Source organism: Catenuloplanes nepalensis (genome assembly GCF_030811575.1).
GTDB classification, from domain to species: Bacteria; Actinomycetota; Actinomycetes; order Mycobacteriales; family Micromonosporaceae; genus Catenuloplanes; species Catenuloplanes nepalensis.
Window position 1 is genome coordinate 3320190 of sequence record NZ_JAUSRA010000001.1, and the last position, 19128, is coordinate 3339317.

General features: G+C 71.8%; 20 protein-coding genes. 10 read left to right on the forward strand and 10 right to left on the reverse strand.

The features are described from left to right. Positions 1-71: 71 nt before the first annotated feature. Both J2S43_RS14115 and J2S43_RS14120 read right to left on the reverse strand, forming a co-directional pair. The gene (locus J2S43_RS14115) at positions 72-2903 is read right to left on the reverse strand and encodes a M36 family metallopeptidase (RefSeq protein ID WP_306829474.1); all 2832 of its coding nucleotides are present in this window, start codon (positions 2901-2903) and stop codon (positions 72-74) included. 1517 nt (positions 2904-4420) lie between these two features. Next, positions 4421-4996 carry a mycothiol transferase gene (locus tag J2S43_RS14120; protein ID WP_306829475.1) on the reverse strand — a complete coding sequence of 192 codons (576 nt, stop codon included), beginning with the start codon at positions 4994-4996 and terminating at the stop codon, positions 4421-4423. 245 nt (positions 4997-5241) lie between these two features. Between J2S43_RS14120 and J2S43_RS42450 the strand changes: the two genes are divergently transcribed. The 8 genes from J2S43_RS42450 to J2S43_RS14160 all read left to right on the forward strand — a co-directional run bounded on the left by J2S43_RS42450 (position 5242) and on the right by J2S43_RS14160 (position 10451). After that, a complete protein-coding gene (locus tag J2S43_RS42450) occupies positions 5242-6420 on the forward strand; it encodes an ROK family protein (RefSeq protein ID WP_306829476.1) in 1179 nt (392 codons plus the stop codon). Between the two features lie 101 nt (positions 6421-6521). Beyond that, a complete protein-coding gene (locus J2S43_RS14130) occupies positions 6522-6935 on the forward strand; it encodes a TrmH family RNA methyltransferase (protein WP_306829477.1) in 414 nt (137 codons plus the stop codon). Positions 6936-6998: 63 nt separating this feature from the next. Beyond that, positions 6999-7220 carry a hypothetical protein gene (locus J2S43_RS14135; protein ID WP_306829478.1) on the forward strand — a complete coding sequence of 74 codons (222 nt, stop codon included), beginning with the start codon at positions 6999-7001 and terminating at the stop codon, positions 7218-7220. A gap of 72 nt (positions 7221-7292) precedes the next feature. After that, positions 7293-7724 carry a hypothetical protein gene (locus J2S43_RS14140; protein ID WP_306829479.1) on the forward strand — a complete coding sequence of 144 codons (432 nt, stop codon included), beginning with the start codon at positions 7293-7295 and terminating at the stop codon, positions 7722-7724. Continuing rightward, the gene (locus tag J2S43_RS14145) at positions 7655-8314 is read left to right on the forward strand and encodes a hypothetical protein (RefSeq protein WP_306829480.1); all 660 of its coding nucleotides are present in this window, start codon (positions 7655-7657) and stop codon (positions 8312-8314) included. The genes J2S43_RS14140 and J2S43_RS14145 overlap by 70 nt, the downstream gene beginning before the upstream one ends. Positions 8315-8372: 58 nt before the next feature. Next, positions 8373-8534, forward strand: coding sequence for a hypothetical protein (locus J2S43_RS14150; RefSeq protein WP_306829481.1), 162 nt, complete (start codon positions 8373-8375; stop codon positions 8532-8534). 184 nt (positions 8535-8718) lie between these two features. Next, positions 8719-9633, forward strand: coding sequence for a LysR substrate-binding domain-containing protein (locus J2S43_RS14155; protein ID WP_306829482.1), 915 nt, complete (start codon positions 8719-8721; stop codon positions 9631-9633). A 383-nt stretch (positions 9634-10016) separates the two neighbouring features. Next, on the forward strand, positions 10017-10451 hold the full coding sequence (locus tag J2S43_RS14160) for a hypothetical protein (RefSeq protein ID WP_306829483.1): 435 nt from the start codon (positions 10017-10019) through the stop codon (positions 10449-10451). 384 nt (positions 10452-10835) lie between these two features. Here the strand turns inward: J2S43_RS14160 and J2S43_RS14165 are convergent, their stop codons facing one another. After that, positions 10836-11888, reverse strand: coding sequence for a pectate lyase family protein (locus J2S43_RS14165; RefSeq protein ID WP_306829484.1), 1053 nt, complete (start codon positions 11886-11888; stop codon positions 10836-10838). Positions 11889-12063: 175 nt separating this feature from the next. Here J2S43_RS14165 and J2S43_RS14170 point away from each other — a divergent pair, with 175 nt between their 5' ends. Beyond that, positions 12064-12858: a nucleotidyltransferase domain-containing protein gene (locus J2S43_RS14170; RefSeq protein WP_306829486.1), complete on the forward strand. Its 795-nt coding sequence runs from the start codon at positions 12064-12066 to the stop codon at positions 12856-12858. Here the strand turns inward: J2S43_RS14170 and J2S43_RS14175 are convergent. Beyond that, a complete protein-coding gene (locus tag J2S43_RS14175) occupies positions 12793-13071 on the reverse strand; it encodes an Rdx family protein (protein WP_306829487.1) in 279 nt (92 codons plus the stop codon). The genes J2S43_RS14170 and J2S43_RS14175 overlap by 66 nt on opposite strands. Before the next feature lie 140 nt (positions 13072-13211). Between J2S43_RS14175 and J2S43_RS14180 the strand changes: the two genes are divergently transcribed. Beyond that, on the forward strand, positions 13212-15482 hold the full coding sequence (locus J2S43_RS14180; protein WP_306829488.1) for an immune inhibitor A domain-containing protein: 2271 nt from the start codon (positions 13212-13214) through the stop codon (positions 15480-15482). A gap of 29 nt (positions 15483-15511) precedes the next feature. Here J2S43_RS14180 and J2S43_RS14185 read toward each other — a convergent pair whose 3' ends face one another. From J2S43_RS14185 to J2S43_RS14210, 6 genes are all read right to left on the reverse strand, one after another. After that, the gene (locus J2S43_RS14185) at positions 15512-15955 is read right to left on the reverse strand and encodes a hypothetical protein (protein ID WP_306829489.1); all 444 of its coding nucleotides are present in this window, start codon (positions 15953-15955) and stop codon (positions 15512-15514) included. Positions 15956-15971: 16 nt separating this feature from the next. Continuing rightward, positions 15972-16529, reverse strand: coding sequence for an EndoU domain-containing protein (locus J2S43_RS14190; RefSeq protein ID WP_306829490.1), 558 nt, complete (start codon positions 16527-16529; stop codon positions 15972-15974). A 4-nt stretch (positions 16530-16533) separates the two neighbouring features. Then, entirely contained in the window at positions 16534-17028 is a 495-nt protein-coding gene (locus tag J2S43_RS14195; protein WP_306829491.1) for a WXG100-like domain-containing protein, read from the reverse strand. 48 nt (positions 17029-17076) lie between these two features. Then, the gene (locus J2S43_RS14200; RefSeq protein ID WP_306829492.1) at positions 17077-17403 is read right to left on the reverse strand and encodes a hypothetical protein; all 327 of its coding nucleotides are present in this window, start codon (positions 17401-17403) and stop codon (positions 17077-17079) included. Beyond that, the gene (locus J2S43_RS14205; RefSeq protein WP_306829493.1) at positions 17400-17909 is read right to left on the reverse strand and encodes a YbaB/EbfC family DNA-binding protein; all 510 of its coding nucleotides are present in this window, start codon (positions 17907-17909) and stop codon (positions 17400-17402) included. Before J2S43_RS14205 ends, J2S43_RS14200 begins: the two co-directional genes overlap by 4 nt. A 163-nt stretch (positions 17910-18072) precedes the next feature. Then, positions 18073-19017: a lysylphosphatidylglycerol synthase transmembrane domain-containing protein gene (locus J2S43_RS14210; RefSeq protein WP_306829494.1), complete on the reverse strand. Its 945-nt coding sequence runs from the start codon at positions 19015-19017 to the stop codon at positions 18073-18075. Positions 19018-19128: the final 111 nt, after the last annotated feature.

The following is a 19128-nucleotide window of genomic DNA, read 5'->3' on the forward strand; positions in this document are numbered from 1 at the left end:
CGAGGAGTGCGTCGCAGGCCGCCCCCTCTCCCGGCAAAGATCAAAATCATGACCGGGAGAGGGGGTACGAGTCACCGTCCGTAGGCCTGGAACTCCGCCACCCGAACCTGGTCACGGAACGCGCTGTTGGTGGCGCAGTCCGTACCCGCGGCGGGGTCGTTGTCCTGTTCGCCCGCGTAGCGGGGGTTGCCCGTGCACTGACTGTCGCGCACCTCGAGGCGCAGGTGCGTGGCCTGCGTCGGCGGGATGCGGAACGTGCGAAGGTTGAGTGACGGGGCGTTCGGCCGGAAGTTCGGGGCCGGGAACGCGTCCGGCGGGCTGATGTAGACCTTGCGGAACCCGGCGTCCGTGCTGCAGTCCGCGCCCCGGGTCGCGTCGCACGCCCAGACCGCGAACGAGCGCAGCGCGGAGAACCGGTTCTGCGGGTTCGCCGGGTCCGCGTCCGTGGTGATCGCCGGGCGCAGCAGCGCGCTCACGTTCACCGACGTGATCACGCGGCGCTGGTCGCCCGCGAGGTCGACCGTGAGCGCCTGCCCGGTCACGCCGGTCAGCGACGCCCAGTTCGTGGCCTCGGTGTCGTCGATCAGCCTGTCCAGGTTGACGCCCGGCCCGGTGATCGTCGCGCCGGACGCGGCCGAGGCCAGGTTCGGCTTGAGATCCACCCGCAGCGTGTCGGCCCGGCCCGGGCGGAACGAGGCGGAGAGCCGCTGGTGCCCGTAGCCCGCGCCGGTCGCCACGAAGTCGAACTTGACGCCCGGCACGATCTCGAACGTGTCGCCGAGCGGCGTGGCCGGGTCGGTGTCCGCGATCGGCGTGACCCGCGCCTCGTACTGGCCGACGAACACCTGCACCGGCGCGGACGCCTTCACGGTCACGGTCGCGCTCCGGGAGTGCGGCGAGGCGAAGCTCGGCACCGGCTGCGCGTCCGAGGGGCCGCTGGTCGCGTCGCGCCCCATGCCGGACTCCGCGAACACGTCCCACATCAGCTTCTGGTTCGCGCCGCCGAACCGGGCCAGGTCCGCCGCGAGCATGTTGTCGCGCATGTCCAGCATGCTGAACTGGCTGCCGGCCTGGAGCAGGAACGAGTCGAACATCAGCTGCATCCAGCGCCGGTTGCCCGGGCAGCGGGACGCGTCGACCTTGCCGTCCGCACAGCGCTTCTGCAGGTCCGGCGTGCCGTCGCCGTACCGGTGCAGGAACGCCTTGCGCAGCCGCACCTGGGTCGCGCTCCAGATCTCGCCGTCCGCGTGCACCTGCTGGCCGACCATGTCGTAGGCGACGTCGGAGTAGTTCAGCGGGCTGCGGCTGGCGTCGTAGTTGCGGATGCCGTTGGTGTTGTTGCCGGTCACGTACGCCCCGGTCACGAACGGCGTGTCGCCGGCCGCGCGCAGCCCGTTCTCGTACAGGTATTCCATCGCGAGAAGGTCGCTCCACGACTCACCCATCGAGCCGCCCTGCACCGAGCCGATCCCGGTGTCCGGCCCGGCGATCATCCGGTTCGTGATCGCGTGCCCGTACTCGTGCCCGATCACGGTCATGTCGTAGTCGCCGTCCACGCACGGCGGGTACGCCGAGCCCGCGATCGGCTGCCACAGGTACATGTTCGTGACCGGCGGCAACCCGTCCCGCCCCGTCGACTGGTTCGCGTTGTTCCGCGAGCCGCTCAGCGCGCCGGACTGCGCCCGCCCGTTCTCCGGGTCGCCGCCGAGCCCGGCCCCGGACGTGTTGACCAGCTGCATGTTCCACGCCGACTCGGTGAAGCCCAGGTGGTACGACCAGTCGTGCATCCGGTTGTGCATCGCGAACAGGTTCGTCACGGCCGCGTCCGCGTCGTTGCGCTCCGGCGAGGTGTAGACCGCCGGGTCGCACCGCGCGTCGTTCCACTGATCGGTGAACGGGTACGTGTAGTTGCGGTCCTCGCGCGGCGTGGCCGGGAACGGCGCGATCCCGCCACCCCAGTTGACCGTGTTCGTCGCGGAGTTGCCGCGCGTGGTGAACGTCGGCGCGCCGGTCGTCGGGTCGACGTCCCACGGCGCGCCGGTGTCCGCGGTCGCCACCGTCCTCGAACAGCCCGGCTTCGGCTCGAAGCACCACAGCGCACGCTGGTTACGCTGGTTCGGCGTGGACGGGAACACCGCCCACGTCGGGTTGTCCGAGTCCGCGTCGACCAGATCCTCGCGCACCAGAATCCCGCCGGTGCGCGCGTCCACATAGGTCGTCACCGCGACCGGCGTGCCCGCGGTCGACGTCGCGGTCACCTCGAACGCGGTCCGCGGCCCGTCCGCCGGCGTCGGCACCGCCACGGTCCGCACGCTCGTCTCCGTGCCGGCCGGCAGCGCGACGTCCGCGAGCGCGGTCGCGACCGCGGCCTCGGCAGCGATCGTGGCCGGCTCCGGCGCGGACGTGTCACGCGCCAGCGAGCCGGTCACCCGCAGTATCGTGCCGTCCTTGACCAGCAGCGTCGCCAGGCCGTCGAAGCCCGCCGGCAGCGTGCCGTAGCGCTGCCGCAGCGTGACGACGGTGGCGTCGCCGAGCGCGCGGGTCAGCATCACGTCCATCGCGTCGACCGAGGCCGGGTCCAGCCCGTACCCGTTGTCCTTCAGGTATGCCCGCGCGGCCGCGACCGGGTCGGCCGGCAGACCGGACGCGAGCGTGCCCGGCCCCTCCGCGCGCGGCGTGCCGAGCGCGTTGAACCGCGCGTCCGGCGCGGCCCCGCGCTGCCGTGCGTCCGGCGTCACCACGCCACCGCGATTGTCCAGGTCCAGGCTGAGGTGCACGTGCTCGGTGTCGCCCTGCGGCGCCGAGTCCCGCATCGACGTCCCCGCGCGAGCCGGCGCGGGATCACTCTCCAGCACCGCGAACATGCTGGTGCCGAGCATGAGGGCGACCGCTCCCGCCGTCACCCTCCGTCCCCTGTGGTCTGAGCGTCTGCGCACGATCGTCCCCTCTCACCCGCGCCACCGCGGGCCACACTCCGATTGCGCGATCTAGATGCGTGGATACGCGATCCCCGCCCGCCGCACAAGGCCCGGTCGATCCCGCTCACACCCCCCACTCCGCATCACCGCAGCCCAGCCCGTTCTCCCGCCCCGCGGTATGGCCAAGCTGTTATGCCTCCACCCCTCCCACCCCCAAGACCCAACCCCCACCCTCGCCGGTACGCACCCCGCCCCCGACGCCCACCCCACTCCTGACACCGCCCACCCTCCTCCCGGCGCCGCGCCGTACACGCCGCGCGCTGTCCCACCGCCCGACCTGACCTGGCCCGCCGCGGTCCGGCCTGTCGTGGTCTGGCCCGCCGTGGTCTGGCCTGCCGTGGTCTGGCCTGCCGTGGTCTGGCCGGTCGTGGTCTGGTCCGTCGTGGTCTGGCCTGCCGTGGTCTGGCCTGCCGCGGTCTGGTCTGGCCGGTCGTGGTCTGGCCGGTCGTGGTCTGGCCGGTCGTGGTCTGGCCGGCTGATGCGGTGTTTACACCGCGTGCCGTTGCGCCGCGGGCTGTGCGGGCTGCGTGTGTGCACACCGACCGCCGCCGGTGCGGGACGTGGCCGGAAGGCCGGCCGATGTTCCTCGGGGTGTCGGCGAAGCAGTCGGGCGCTCCGTGCCCGACATCTCCTGAAATCACCGGCGAGAGCCGCCGGTCGCGGCCTTTCCGTCGTTCCGCCGGGCATCTTCGACCGAAAAGGAATCGCGTTCCGGGACGGCAGCAGGCGATTCGTCCGAGCGACGTGCCGAGATCTCGCTAATCGGCGAGGTCCCGTTAATCCGGTGATCAACAACGGGAATCGCCTTAACGACCCAAACCCCGTCCGAAATATCGCCATAAAGACACCGGCCGTGGCTCCCCAAGATGATCACGTGTCGCAAATCGTTGTTGAAAGGGCCGGACAACAACGATTTGCGACACGTGATCGACTTTCGGTCGCGGAGGGTTATCAGCGCGTTGCGCGCCGACAACGCTGGCCCGCGGCGACGCGGCGTCTGCTCGCCCCGCTGAGTAAGCCTCACGGTCCGTGAAACCAATTGTGCTTCTTCTGCGTGCGCGTCGCGCAGACCGCAGGCGGTCAGGCCAGCGAAACCCCATCCGTGCCGCTCACGAAAGGCGGCCAGTCAGCGGTCCGCGGTGCTGCCGGTCCGCGGTGCTGCCGGTCCCTACGTCCTTCCCCGGAGACCGAGGCCCTCCGGAGGCGAAGACGCAACCGGACCGCGAAGCAGCCAATATCTCGAAATGTCGGGCCCAAGGCGACCCGATAGAAAATCAGCGAGGTCGCATCACGCCAGTAATGCCCGAAATCACCACATATGCCCATCGGTCGTTCATCCACAGTGGCGGGTGGAGTAGCAACGACGTTATCCGGCGCGGATAGCGTCGATTGTGACTCAACTGAAATTGATCAGGCCATGACTACGCTCTCCGAGGCTGATCTCAGGGTTCGCAGCCCACCGGGGAGTCGCCGGAGGTCGCCCGCCAGCCCGGGGGTGGGTCCTCGCCGGTGCGGCCGTCGACGGATTCGCGCAGGAGGTCGGCGTGGCCGGTGTGCCGGCCGTACTCCTCGATCAGGTCGCAGATCAGCCGGCGCAGGGAGGCGTGCTCGCCGTCGTCGGACGCGATGTGGGCGGACTGGTCGAGTCCGCCGGTGGCCAGCGCGGACGCGAGTCGGCCGCGTGACCTGCGGACCTCGTCGTCCCAGTGGGCGTAGAGCTGCTCGGGTGTGTCGCCGGCTGCGGAGGTGAAGGTCCAGTCGTGTGAGCTGTCGGCCCACGGGGAGCCGGGGGAGGTGCCGTGCAGCTTCCAGGTGAACGTCATGGCCTCGACCGCGGCGAGGTGTTTGAGCAGGCTGCCGAGCGTGAGCGTGGACGCGCCGAGACCGGTGGCGAGCTGGGTGGCGTCGAGGCCGTCGGCCTTCCAGCGGAACGTGGTGCGGAGCCGGTCGAGCATGCCGGTCAGGTGGCCGAGTTCGTCGCCGGCCAGGGGTGGTTCCCATGGGGTGTCGTCGGTCATGGTGCCACGGTAGGGCGGGACCGCGACGGAGCGTGCCCGAAACGCCGGGATTCTTGATCGATCCCGGTGTCTCCTATCTAAATACTAGGAATAATGGGCCGGATCGGGGGCTGCCGGATCGGGAACGGGTGCGCGGCCGGCAGCGGGTTCGCCGGTTGGCGGGCTGCTCGGGGGCGTGCCGATCGACGACGGGAACGCGCGGAAGGCCGCGGCGGAATTGTTCGCCGCGCGGCTGGGAAGCGCCGGTGCTGGTGGACAACAACACGCGGTACGCCGCGCTGGCCGAGGCGCTCGCGGACGGTCCGGCGGCGCAGAACGTCATGTACGTGCGGCTCTTCGACGGCATCGGCGGCGGGCTGATCGTCGGCGGCCGGCTGGTGGCCGACGGGCACGGCGTCACGGGCGAGTTCGGCCACGTCGTAGTGGCCCGGGACGGCGAGCCGTGCCGGTGCGGCAAGCGCGGCTGCCTGGAGACGGTCGCGTCGCTGCCCGCGGTACTGCGGGAGTGTACCCGGCGCGGACTCGTGCTGCCGGACGCGGACGCGCTGGCCGCCGCGGTCCGCGACTGCCGCCCGATCGCGCTGGCCGCCGCGGTCCGCGACTGCCGCCCGATCGCGCTGGCCGCCGCGGTCCGCGACTGCCGCCCGATCGCGCTGGCCGTGCTGGACGACGCGGCCGAGCTGGTCGGCGGCGTGATCGCGGCGGCCGCGCTGGTGGTCAACCCGGACCGGATCGTGCGCGGCGGCCACCTCCTGCGCGCGGCGCCGCATCTGGTCGACGCGGTCGCGAGGATCCCGCGGCTGGTTCGACGCCGCCCGCAGCTTCCGGTACGGCCGCGGACTCTGCGGCTTCTGCGGCATTTGACGCTTCTGCGGTCACGCGCAGGTTATGCACCAGCGGGCGAACGGGCGGGCCTCGAGCCGTTCCGGCGCGATCGGCCGCCCGCATCGCTCGCACACGCCGTAGGTCCCGCCCGCCACCCGCCGCAGCGCGTCGTCGACCTCGGCGATCCGCTCCCGCGTCGCGGCCAGCAACGCGGTCAGCTGGGCGCGCTCGAACCCGATCGTGGCGCCCTCCGGATCGTGCTCGTCGTCCGCGTTCGAATCCCGCGACGCGGCGAACAACGCCTCCAGATCCGCCGCCAGCCGCGCCTTCTCGGCCACCATGCCCGCCCGCAGCCGCAGCAGCTCGTCCCGCACCATCCCCGCAGCGTAACGACGCGTTCGTGCTGCTACCGGGAACCGGTCCCGAGGACTTCCCCGCGGTGGATGCCGTGGCCGTCATCGACATCGTTCCCGACGAGGACCTTCGCGGCGGCCCGCGCTAGAATGACCGGCGAGATCACCGTCGATGGCCCGCGTGCGCCGCGAAGCACGCCAATCATGACTGTCGAATGCCGGAGCGTCTCCGCTCCCGTGCGGTGAAGCCCGCGATCCGGGTCAGGACGCCCCGGGAGATCCGATCCACCCGCCGTCCCCGCCGGCACCGCTGCTGGGGCCATCTCGTCGCCGCGCCCCTCTGGCCGATGCACGGCGCCAACCTCGGCACGCTGCTGCGCACCTGCGACGCGGTCGGCGCATGTCTCGCGGTGCCGCCGTTCGGCTGGGTGGACGAGGCGCTCGCCCGCGGCAACACGCTGCGCCAGCCCGCCTGCGTGCACCGCGTCGGCGACCCGCTTCGGTGGCTGGCGGAGGAGCGCCGCGCCGGCACGGCCGTCCTCGGCGTCGAGCTGGCCGACGAGGCGGTCCGCCTCGCCGACCTGCCCGCGGCCCGCCGCCGCACCGTCATGGTCCTCGGCCACGAGGCCACCGGCATCCCGCCGGACGCGCTCGACCTCCTGGACGGCGCAGTGGAGATCCCGATGATCGGCACCGGCTCCAGCCTCAACGTGGCCGTCGCCGGATCCCTCGTCCTCTACCGGCTGGCCGGACTCCTGTGAAGGTTCGGTGCAGCGTCCCACCGTGCTCTGGCGGCGCCGCGCGACAGCTTCGATCATGGCGGCATGCGAGCAACGGCAGGGGAGAGCGCCGGGCGGCGTGCGTTGCATGTGCTGGGACCGATCGGCACCGCGTGGGCGCTGGTGGCGGCCGTCGAGTTCTTCCGCTTCCAGATCGCCATGCTCTGGGTCTTCGCCCCGGCGATCTACGCCGGGGTGTACGCCGTCGCCGTCCTCGTGACCCTCGTGACCGCGATCGGCGCCTGGCGGCGTCGCGGCCCGGCGTGAACGGCGATCGCGCTCGCGGCGTCCGCGGCGGCCGCGGCGGTCGTCCTCACGGTCGACTGGCCCCGGACGTACGTGTACGGCACCTACCACCTGAACCGCGCCGGTTTCACCGCGGTCGCGACCCTGTCCGAGACCGGCCGCCTGGAGTCCGGCGACTACTACGGCGCACCCCTCCCGCCGGGCCTCGCCCACCTGTCGGTCCTCGGCAGGGCCGCCCGCGTCGACGCGCTGAGCCCCGGCACATCGGTGCTGTTCCTGCCGGCGTGGGCGGGCATCCCCGACGGCGCCGTCGGCTACGCCTACCTCGGCGACACCCCACCCGGCCTGCGCTACGACTGCTTCGGCGACTGGTGCGAGGCACACTGGTCCCTCGGCGACGGCTGGTACTGGCTGCAGTGTCGACGCCGGTGGCACCCTGTTGATCTAATACCGATGTGGACAGTGCGAGTGAAGCGCCCGCGACCGTCGTCTCCCACCGCCGAGCGGCCGCGGCGACGCTGCTGATCGTCTGCGCGGCCTGGCTGGTGACGGCTGCCGCCGAGCTCTTCGCCGTCTGGCTCGCCCAGGCCCGGACCGTGACCTCGATGCTCCCCGAGGCCGCCGGCTCGGTGGCCGTCCTCTTCACCGTCGCGGCGGCGGTCGGCCAGTGGCGCCGCGGACGTCCGGCGTGGTCGGTCACCGTGCTCGTCGTCTCCGCCGTCGTCGCGACGCCGGTGCTGACGGTCGACTGGACACGCGTGTCCGTGCAGGCCTACTACCGGTTCCATCACGCGGATTTCGCGACCGTCGCGTCCTACGTCCGGCCGGACGGCGGCTTCATCGCCGACGCCGAGCCCGCCGACTTCCTCCCGCCCGCCGTACGGTGGATGAAGGTCGACGCGACGGCCGCCCCGACCGGCGGCGGGACGATCCTGATCCTCCCCGTCTGGGCCGACTACCCCGACGTCCCCGGCGCCTTCATCCACCTCACCGCCACCGCACCCGCCGGCACGTACGACTGCTACGGCTCCCGATGCCACTTCCGCTGGCCCCTCGGCGACGGCTGGTACTGGTACGAGCGCGACCCGGTCTCCTGGGCCGCCACACGCCCATGAGATCAAAACCGCTTCCCGGGTACGCCGGACACGCACGACCTCGGCCTACGGTTCCACGATGACGACGGTCACGGTGATCGCGGAGCCCGGGGTCTTCGATGCCTGGGGCGCTGCCCGGCTGGTGGGCGAGGAACTCCGGCGGCGCGATCTTCTCGCCCGGTCTGCCGGCGATACGCTCGAGCACCACCAGCTCCCTGTAGTGCGCGCGGGTCGAGCATGACCTTCGGCAGCTCCAGGATGCCGACGCCCTCACGGTCGGTGGCCCGGAAGCCGGGTGCCGCCCGGTCGACCCGACCGGATGAGCCTTACCGAGCGCAATCGGGACACGCCAGGGCGTTCACCGTCCCCTTGGGAACGATTCACGCTCCGGCCGCCGCCGCCGGCGTACCGACTAGGATCTCTCGATGCCCTTAGAGCCCGGACACCTTCGCCTGCTCGCCCTGATCAGCCGACACAGCTCCACCGCGGCGGCCGCCGGTGAGCTGGGCATCTCGCCGGCCGAGGCGGCGCAGCAGCTGGCCCACGCGGAGCGGGAGTGCGGGGTGCCGCTGCTGCGGCGCGCGCCGCGCGGTGACTCGCTGACCGCGGCCGGGCACCTGCTCGCCCGGCACGGCGCCGACATCGACCGGCTCACCGCGCAGGCCTCCGCGGGCCTCGGCGAACTGCTCGGCCGGATGTCGCTGCGGCTGCGGCTGGGCGCCTGCGAGACCGCGGCGCTGCACCTGCTCCCGCCCGTGCTGGCCGCGCTGCGCGGCCAGCATCCGGACGCGGACCTCTACGTCTCCGACGTGCGCCCGGACCGGGGTCTGGCGATGGTCGAGGACGGCGAACTGGACCTGGTCGCCTTCGCCGGCTGGGACGACGCGCCCAAGGTCTCCGAGCAGATCACGCTCTACCCGCTGGTCACCGACCCGCTCGTGGTGGTGCTGCCGGACGGCCACCCGCTCGCGGCCGACGGCCGGACGCTGTCGCTCGACGCGCTGCGCGCCGAGCCGTGGGCCGCGCTGCCCGCCGGCACCGACGCCCGCGAGCAGCTCGACCGGGCCACCGGCCTGGCCGGGTTCGTTCCGGACGTCCGCTTCCAGGCCGCGTCCTACGCCGCGGCTCAGGCCTTCGCCGGCGCCGGTGCCGGCCTCACGCTGACCCCGCGGCTCGCCCTGACCGGGGCGCCCGGCACCGTCCACCGCGATCTCACCCCGCCGGCCCCGCACCGCACGCTCTTCGCCGCGACGTTCGCCGACACCCGCCTGACCCCGCTCGCCACCACCGTCCTCACGCTCCTGCACGACGCGGCCACCGCGCTCACCGGCCACTCCTGAGCCGCGGGCGCAGGGCTCGCCGCACTCCGGCGCGGGCCTGGAACCGCGGGCACCGCTGATCAGTCGCGGACCCGGCCGCTGACCGCTCGCGGACGCGGGCCGGAGGCCCGACCGCGAGAACGAATCAGGGCAGCCTCCTAGGATGTCCTGGACGACGTGCGCGCCTTCACCGCGAATCGGCCTACCTGAGCCGTCACGAACGTCCGCCGGTACCGAACCCGTGATCGAGGCGGCCCGATGCCGTTCCGACACCGTGGGGAACGCCCCGATCACGGATGAGACAGACGCCCGGCGAACGTTGCGGGACAGCGCACTACCCGGCGGTCGCGTCCGGTTCCCGACCTGAGCACCCCGTGGCGGTACGGCGTGCCAGAATGACCGGCGTGGCCGAGCAGTACCTCTCCGCGTTCGTCGTCGACGCCGCCTCGGTGCCGGACGGCTCCGGCCGCCCGGCGGATCTCGGCGACCCGGTCGACGAGGCCACGCTGCCCGGCCGCCACTGGCACGAGCTGACCGCGGCGTTCCGCGCCTGGGGTCTGACCGCGCTCGCCGACCTGTGGTCCACGCCCTGGCACGCCACCGGCGACCCGTGGCCGTTCCCGATGTACGCCACGCCGGCCCAGGTCGCCCGGATCGCCACGGAGCTGTCCGCCTTCGACCTGGACCGGATCCACGACTCCCACCACCTGCTGCCCGGCGGCGACGACGATGCCGTCGAGGAGGTCGAGTGGCTCCTCGACGAGAAGTTCCCCGCCTGGTTCACCGCCGCGCGCAGCGCCGGCTCCGGCCTCTACCTCCTCCGCGACGGCGCGAAGTAGAACCCCTTCCCGGCGCCCAGGCCCGTCGGCCCACGACGTCGATCGAGCATGCCCCCGAGATTCTTCGGATCGTGCGCACCGCGGAGTGGCGGCGCGCGGCCGCGTCAGCGGTGTCGTCTTGATTTTCTGATCGCGCGCCCGGCGCGGACCGTCAGGCAAGCGAAACCCACCCCGGCCCCCCACGGAAGGACGGCGGGGCCGACGAACCTCGACCCCGCCGCAAGCCCTGCCCTTCCCCCGGAGCCCGGGGCCCGCCGAGGCGAGAACGCCACCACCAGTCGCAACGCCACCGATGTCCCGGGATATCCGGCGCGGTGCGCCGGATATCGGCCCGGCCGACGTCGCAGAAAGTCCAGCGAATCCCACCGCGGACGCGAGTCAGAATCAGATCCGCCCGACGCCCGCACCGGCCCGGACCAGCGACGGGACCGAGCCGGCCGGGTCCGGCGTGTAGGCGTAGTAGGTGCGGGGTTCGGTGACGGTGCCGGCGGTCTGCGGGGTGCCGGAGTTGACGTAGACGTTGGCGCGTTCCACCAGCCGCCCGGGGCCGCTCTCGTCGTAGCCGACGTAGGCCGGATGGGCGACGTTCTCGAAGTAGTTCGCCTCGACCAGGACACCCGCGTCCTCCGTGGACGCGACCGCGTACAGCTCGTTGTTCAGGAAGTAGTTGTTGTAGACGTGCACCGGGTCGCCGAACCGGACGCGCGGGTGGCGCTGCGCGGTGCCCTGGAAGAAGTTGTGGTGGTAGGTGACGCGCAGGTGGCCGCGGTCCGCGGTGTACGTGTCCGAGTGCCCGACCAGCGTGGTCTTGCTGTGGTCGTGGAAGTGGTTCCAGGAGATCGTCACGAAGTCGGACGCGCGCTTGACGTCGAGCAGCCCGTCGTAACCCCGGGACAGGTCGTTGTGGTCGATCCACACGTGATGGGCCGCGTTGGTCACGCTGATCGAGTCGTCCGACGCGTTGACGAACGTCAGATTGCGGATGATCACGTTGTTGCCGGGCCGGGTGGTCGACCCGAGCTGCAGCCCGCCCCCGTCGATCACCGCGGTCGTGCCGACACCGAGGATGGTCTTGTCGGCCACCACCGTGATCATGTCGCCGAACGTGATCCGCCCGCTGACCAGGATCGTGTACGGCGTGTTCCGCCCCGCGTAGTAGGCCAGGTCGGTCGCGTTCGTGACGGTCACGGTCGGCCCGGCGACCCCGCCGGTGGTTCCGGGCAGGCCGAGCGCGGACACGGCCGCGAACCCGTCCGGAGCGGACGCGGCGGACGGAGCCGACACAGTGTTCAGAGCCGACGCAGTGGACGGGGCCGACGCAGTGGACGGGGCCGACGCAGTGGACGGTGCGGCGAGCGCGGCGGCCGGGCGGGCGAGGCCGCCGAGCGTCGCGGCCGCGGCGACGCCGGTCAGCAGGGTGCGGCGAGACGTGGTCATGGCGCGGATCCCTTCGAAAGCCGGTGGACGGGCGCGCGCGGAGAACCGGCCGGCCGAGCGCGGCGACCTGCCGGAAAGCGCTTTCCCTCCGCCGACGGTAGAGGCATGCAGTGACAAACGTCAATGACCCGAAATTCGCGCGCGTACGGCGTACCCCCGTGATTGGATCTGTGGGGTGGACGACGCACGCCTGATCGAGATCGCGCGACGGCTCGCCACGATCGGTGGCGTCGAGGCCGTGGTGCTCGGCGGCAGCCGCGCGCGCGGGACGCACCGGCCCGACTCCGACTACGACCTGGGCCTCTACTACCGCGACGACCTCGACGTCCCGGCGCTGCGCCGGCTCGCCGCGGACGTGACCGGCACGGACACCGAGGTCACTCCGCGCGGCGGCTGGGGGCCGTGGGTCGACGGCGGCGGCTGGCTGACCGTGGACGGCGAGCGCGTCGACTGGATCTACCGCGACCTGGCCCGCGTCGAGCGCATCCGGGCCGACTGCGAGGCCGGCCGGTTCGAGATCGGTTTCCAGCCGGGCCATCCGCTCGGCTTCTACTCCCATGTGTACGCCGGGGAGGTCGCGCTCTGCCGCCCGCTCGCGGTGACCGGCGCCACGTTCGACACGCTGACGGCGAAACCGTACCCGCCCGCGCTCGGCACCGCGCTCCGCGAAGGACTCTGGGAGGCCGACTTCATGATCGGGATCGCGTCCAACACGCCGGACCCGGTCTACCGCGCCGGCTGCATGTTCCGGCTGGTCGGCGTGGTCTGCCAGGCGCTGCACGGGTACGCCGGGCGGTGGCTGATCAACGAGAAGGGCATGGTCGAGTCCGCCGCGGCGCTGCCGGGCGTGCCGGACGGGTTCGCCGACACCGCGCGCGCCGCCGTGCACGACCTCGAGGCCGGCTCAGCGCTTATCGGAATGGCCCAGGCTCATGTCCGGCGCGATACGGTCCCGTACCAATCGTTTTAGTTCGGTGATCTCGGGGTGACCCGACTCCTTTCGCGACCAGACGAGGTCGCCGTCGAGCCGCACGTCGAAGACGCCGCCGGTGCCCGGCACCAGCGCCACCTCGCCCAGCCGCAGGCCGAACGTGGTGAGGAGCTCCTGCGCGGTCCAGGCGGCGCGCAGCAGCCAGCGACACTGCGTGCAGTACTCGATCTCAAGCCTCGGCGTTCGTGTCACGGTCGAAGTATGCCGGGTGAATCGTCCCGTGGAGCCCGGAATGACGCGGGTCACGACCGGCTGAAAATGCACGTCTTTGCATGTGTGAATCAAGGGGGTAGCGTGCTTCCATCTCGTCACATGGGGAAGGAGTCCCCCTCTTGCACGGTCACATCAGAACCGTCCTGGTGGGCGTCACCGCGGCCGCTTTCGTCCTCGTCGTACCGGGCAGCCCCGCCATCGCGGCGCCCCCGGCCATGGACAGCGAGCCCCGCACGCCGGTCAAGGCGGACAATCTGGAACACCCGCTCGGCGAGTCCCGCGAGGCGGCCCGCGAGGAGGCGCTCACCAAACTGCTCAACGGTGAGGTAACCAGCCAGCAGCGCAACGGGTCCGAGGTCGTCCGGCTCGGCGGCGATCGCTGGGTCGAGGTGCGGCAGAAGACCAAGACCGACCCCGTCCTGACGTTCCTCGTCGAGTTCGGCACGCAGACGCTGCCGCAGACCGGCGGCACGCCCGGCCCGCTGCACAACCAGCTCCCGGCGCCGGACCGGGCCAACGACAACACCACGCTGTGGGTGCCGGACTTCAGCCCGGCGTACTACCAGGAGCTCCTCTTCAGCACGAAGAAGGAGTCGATGACCACGTTCTACACCGCGCAGTCCGGCGGGCGGTACACGGTCACCGGCGAGGTCGGCGACTGGGTGCAGGTGCCCTACAACGAGGCGCGGTACGGGAGCAACACCTGGGAGGGCGGCACCGGCTACCAGGACTTCGTCAAGGACAGCGCCACCGCGTGGTACCAGGCTCAGGTCGCCGCCGGGCAGACCCCGGCCCAGATCACCGCGTCGCTGGCGAAGTACGACGTGTGGGACCGCTACGACTTCGACACCGACGGCGACTTCAACGAGCCGGACGGCTACATCGACCACTTCCAGGCCATCCACGCCGGTGAGGGCGAGGAGGCCGGCGGCGGCGCACAGGGCGCGGACGCGATCTGGTCCCACCGCGGCTACACCTACCAGGGCGACTACGGCCAGACCGGCCCGGAACACAACCGCCTCGGCGGCGTCCCGATCGGCGACAGCGGACTGTGGATCGGCGACTACACCACCGAGCCGGAGAACGGCGGCCTCGGCGTCTTCGCCCACGAGTACGGGCACGACCTCGGCCTGCCCGACCTCTACGACACGCAGGGCGGCGACAACAGCACCGGCTTCTGGTCGCTGATGTCGGCCGGTTCGTGGCTGTCCCACGACCCGCAGAACATCGGCTCCACGCCCGGTTACATGGGCGCGTGGGAGAAGCTGTTCCTCGGCTGGCTCGACTACACCACGGTCAAACCGGGGCAGAAGAAGACGGTCGTGCTCGGCCAGGCCGCGGACGCGAAGGGCCCGCTCCCGCAGGCCGTGATCGTCCCGCTGCCGGACCAGACCGTCGTCCGCGAGTACAACACCCCCTACTCCGGTGAGTACGAGTGGTGGGGCGGCGACGCGAACGACCTGAACACCATGCTCACCCGGACGCTCGACCTGACCGCCGCGACCACGGCCTCGCTCACCACCAAGGCGTGGTATGAGATCGAGGCCGGCTACGACTACCTCTACGCGGAGGTGTCCGCGGACGGCGGCAACCGGTGGACCAGGCTCGGCACGCCGCTGACCGGGTCCAGCGAGGGGGAGTGGGTCGACCTGACCTACGACCTGAGCGCGTTCGCGGGGCAGGCCGTGCAGTTCCGGTTCCGTTACCAGACCGACGGCGGCGTGCACTTCGCCGGCGCGTTCCTCGACGACATCACGCTGGTCGTCAACGGCGCTCCGGTGTGGACGGACGACGTGGAGTCGGCGACCACGGCGTGGACCGCGCGCGGGTTCACCCGGTTCACCGGCACGCTGACCCGGGTCGCGCCGCGGTACTACATCGCGGAGTGGCGCACCTACACCGGGTACGACAAGGTGCTCAAGACCGGGCCGTACAACTACGGCTGGGCGAACACGCGGCCGGACTGGGTGGAGAAGTTCCCGTACCAGGACGGGCTGCTGGTCTGGTATGTCAACGACGCGTTCACGGACAACGACACGATCAACCACCCGGGCGGCGGCGCGGTCCTGCCGGTCGACGCGCGGCCGGAACCGATCGTGTTCCCGGACGGGGTGCGGCTGGGTAACCGGCGGCAGCCGTTCGACGCCACGTTCGGCGTGCAGCGCACGGACGCGGTCACGTTCCACCGCAACGGCGTTCCGGTCACGGTGCCGGCGCGGCCCCCGGTGACGACGTTCGACGACTCCGACCCGAACCGGTACTACTCGGCGGCGAACCCGCAGGGCTCGGTCCAGGTCGCCGGCCTCGGCGTCAAGATCCAGGTGCTGACGGAGTGGTCGCTGATCGCCCCGTTCACCATCCTCACCATCACCTCACCCAGGCAACCCTGATCCCTCGCGTGCCGCGGGCGGTTCTTCCCTCAGAAGAGCCGCCCACGGTACGGGTGAGCCCGGCCCCAGGTCTTCTCCCAGAGCAGCACCTCCGCCTCGGGGCGGGGAAGGTCAGGCCAGTACTCGCGGTACGCGCCGGGACGCTCCGGTACCGCGCTGACGAAGCGCCAATAGCTCTCGATCACCGGCCGGATCTCGTCCAGCGTGTACTCGGCGCGCTGATCCAGCGCGAAGCGGTTCTGGAATCGCAGACCGCCCTCGTCGAAGGTGACCTCGTAACTCTCGCTGTCCCAGGGCTCGGTCTCCTCGCCGCGTGTCGCATCGTCCAGGACTGCGAGTGCGTCCAGCGCGGGCCCCTGACGCGTCGAGATCTCGCTGATCAGGAAGACTCCGAGCGGTCCGTAGCGTTCGTCGCTCGTGGTGAAGTTGACGGCGTTGTAGTGCGGGTCCAGTTCGAATCGCAGGTCGCTCATGTGCTTTCTCCATGGTTCAGAGGAGAGGCCAGCCGTTCCCGGGAACCTTGTTGCCGGCGCTGTCTGTGACGAAGTGTCCGTTCGCGTCCTTGAGATACCAGCCTTCGATCTGCACACCACGATATTCGCCACGCCATAGCGCGGGTGTTCCTCCCGGCGTTCCCGCCGGGACCGGCGTGGACCGGGCGAACGCGCCGGGTATCGCCGCGTCCACCTGGGCCGGGGTCCAGTGATCAGGGAAGAACGTGCTGTAGCCCCCGTTCGAGGTCTTGTTACGCCAGACCGGCGGATTGACCGATCGATCGAGGATCTGCGGCTTGGCCTCGTAGGGACCGCCGGCGGTCGGCCGGTTGATCGAGCCGGGCACCACCCGGCGGTCGGGAAAGTCACGACCACCGGGCCGGTAGTGGTATCCGACGACCCGCGGATGCCCGGTCGGCGCGACCTTGCCCCGGAACAGGTGATCCCGCTGTTCCGCCGGCAGGCGGCCGGGGCGGTTTCGTTTGTTGGCCTTCCGCAGGAAGCTGAGCGCGGCGGAGATCAGCCCGGCGTTGCTCCCTCGCCGCCGGGCCACCGGGTCACGCCTCGAGCAACCGGGAGACGACCTCGTCGATCATCCCGCCGATGATCGTCCGCGCCAGCGCCTGGAAGACCGGTATCTCCAGCAGCGTCGCGCCGGCCGTGACCGTTGCGGTGGCGATCGCCTGCGCGATCTGGATCGCCAGGATGGTCAGCTGGACGATCACCGCGATCTTCAGGCCGAGCACGATCATGCCGCAGAGCATCAGGCCGGTCCCGGCGAGCGTGGCCGCGGTGGCCCCGTCCCGCAGCGCCGCGACCGGGCTCTCCTCCGCACTCCACCAGGCCTGGAACGCCGCGATGTCACCGCCGGTCTGCCGTTCCCACACCGTGGCCGCGGCCGCGCCGGCCTCCGCGACCAGCCCGTCGAGCGTGCCGGAGAACTCGGTCCAGGCCTGCCCCATCTCCAGCAGCGCGGTCTCGTCCGCCTCCGGCCAGTTGTAGCCGAGCACGCCGAGCAACGAGATCAGCTCACCGGGCAGCTGCAGTCCCACGCGTCCCCGCCCTTTTTTCCGGTGTGCCGGGTGTCGTCGTCACCGGGCTCACCCGCCGAGGCTGCGGCGCACGGCGTCGAGGTCCGCCTCGATCGTGGACTCGGCCGCGCGGTAGGTCTCGCCCATCAGGGAGACGTCCTGGCCGGCCGCGCCGATCTCGTCGAGGCCGTCCTGGTAGCACTCGAAGGCGTACGCGGACACCTCGTCGTGCGCGGCGCCGATCAGCGAGCCGATGTCGTCGGTGCCCCACGGCGCGCCGTAACCGGTCAGCCGTGCCCGGAACCCGGCGACCGCATCGCCGAGCCGTTCCGCGGCCGCCGCCAGCGCCGTTCCGGACTCGGCCAGAGCGTCCGGGTCGATCCGGAGGCCGGTCATCGCTCGCCGTCCGCGCGCCGGATCAGCATCTGCTGCGCGGCGAAGAGCGAGTCCGTGAACGCGGTGAGCTGCCGCCCGGTCTCCTGCTGCACGTCGCGCAGCTGCCCGGCCAGCGCGCCGAGGTCCGGTGCGCCGTCGGCGAGCCGCTCGCGCAGTCCCGCGAGGGCCGCGTCGATCGCCACGGTCAGTTCCGCGGCGAGCCGGTCCGGCCCCAGCCGCAGCGCCTCGGGGCGGAGATCGAGCCCGGTGACCCGCCCCGGCGGCCCGACCCGCACCTCGATCAGCCCGTCCGCGCCGTGCCCGACGCCCTCGACCGGCTCCGGATCACCGGCCGTGCCCGGCCCTCGATCACCGAACGCGGCCCCGGCGGCCCCGAACGCGGCCCCGGCGGCCCCGGCGGCCCCGAACGCGGCCCCGGCGGCCCCGGTGGCACCGGGCGCGGACAGCGCGTTCAGGGTCTCGGACAACATCCGGTGCAGTCCGGACGGATCGATCCTGTCGGCCATCGCGCCCCCGTATGTTCGTCGATGTCCGAACGACACTAGACGATGGCGGCGATCGATGTTGTCCCATCGGTGGCGGATCCACCGGGCTGGCCGATGGGCCCGAGGGCCGGCGGAGATCAGGCAGCGGGCGAGATCGGGCGACGGGGGTGGCCGGCGCGGCCGGTCAGCGGCGGCGGATCAGCAGGCCCGCGACGCCGCCGGCCGGGATGAGCAGCCAGCAGGAGATCACCCGGTAGACCAGGACCGCGGCGGTCGCGGTGACCGCGGTGGAGCCGGCCGTGGTCAGGCCCGCGACCAGCGCGGTCTCGATCACGCCGATGCCGCCGGGGGTGAGCGGGACCTGGCGGACGATCTGGACGCCGAGGTAGATGGTGGCCAGCGTGATCAGGCTGATCTGCAGGCCGAGCGCGCGCGTGCAGGCGACCAGGCACAGCAGGTCGGTGAGGCGGTTGACCGCGGAGTAGCCGACGACCGCGCACCAGTCGCGGACGCGCAGTCCGGCGCCGGCGTGCCAGGCGGCGCGCGCGGAGAGGAGGAGGCCGTGGGCGTACCGGCCGATGCGGTGTTCCGGGACGCTGCCGACGTCGAACGGGCGGGACGGCAGGCGCCGGCCGATCGCGATCACGGTCGCGGTGAGCGCGGCGATGGCGGCGACGATCGCGAGTGGCTGCCAGTTCAGCGAGGTCGCGGAGCTGTGGGTGAGCACGACCGCGCCGCCGCCGGCGTAGAGGACGGTGAGGCCGCCGATCGAGGCGAGACCGGAGACGATCGCGCAGACCGCGCCGATCTCGCGGGCCACGCCGGCCCGGCTGTACTCGTTGATCGCGTACCCGGTGGAGACGGCCGGACCGGCCGGGACCGAGATCGATATGGCGGTACGGGCGAGGATGATCGCGAAGAGCCGGCGCCGCCGGATGGACGCGCCGAGCGCGGTCAGCAGGTGCCGCTCCTGGAACGCGAAGCAGGACAGCGAGATGATCTGCAGCACGACGGCGCCCGTGATCCAGCCCCAGTGCGCGCCGCCGAGCGCGTCGGTGAACTCGCGCGGGTCCGGCAGCCGGCCGCGCAGACCGATGATCGCGAGCGCCACGACCGAGACCGCGACCATGGCCAGGCGAACCCACCGCCCTCGCCAGCTAGCTCGCTTTTCCGGCATCACGGATAAATCCGGAATATCCGGAATGTTGTCCGAAGACGACGGAGTGTGCGCGGTCGACGA

Bases quoted from the DNA above. Each gene is read 5' to 3' on its own strand.
- J2S43_RS14120 (WP_306829475.1), bottom strand. From the start codon at position 4,996: ATGACCGACGACACCCCATGGGAACCACCCCTGGCCGGCGACGAACTC.
- J2S43_RS14165 (WP_306829484.1), bottom strand. From the start codon at position 11,888: ATGACCACGTCTCGCCGCACCCTGCTGACCGGCGTCGCCGCGGCCGCG.
- J2S43_RS14135 (WP_306829478.1), top strand. From the start codon at position 6,999: ATGCGAGCAACGGCAGGGGAGAGCGCCGGGCGGCGTGCGTTGCATGTG.
- J2S43_RS14130 (WP_306829477.1), top strand. From the start codon at position 6,522: ATGCACGGCGCCAACCTCGGCACGCTGCTGCGCACCTGCGACGCGGTC.
- J2S43_RS14150 (WP_306829481.1), top strand. From the start codon at position 8,373: ATGACGACGGTCACGGTGATCGCGGAGCCCGGGGTCTTCGATGCCTGG.
- J2S43_RS14155 (WP_306829482.1), top strand. From the start codon at position 8,719: ATGCCCTTAGAGCCCGGACACCTTCGCCTGCTCGCCCTGATCAGCCGA.
- J2S43_RS14185 (WP_306829489.1), bottom strand. From the start codon at position 15,955: ATGAGCGACCTGCGATTCGAACTGGACCCGCACTACAACGCCGTCAAC.
- J2S43_RS14200 (WP_306829492.1), bottom strand. From the start codon at position 17,403: ATGACCGGCCTCCGGATCGACCCGGACGCTCTGGCCGAGTCCGGAACG.
- J2S43_RS14210 (WP_306829494.1), bottom strand. From the start codon at position 19,017: ATGGTCGCGGTCTCGGTCGTGGCGCTCGCGATCATCGGTCTGCGCGGC.
- J2S43_RS14205 (WP_306829493.1), bottom strand. From the start codon at position 17,909: ATGGCCGACAGGATCGATCCGTCCGGACTGCACCGGATGTTGTCCGAG.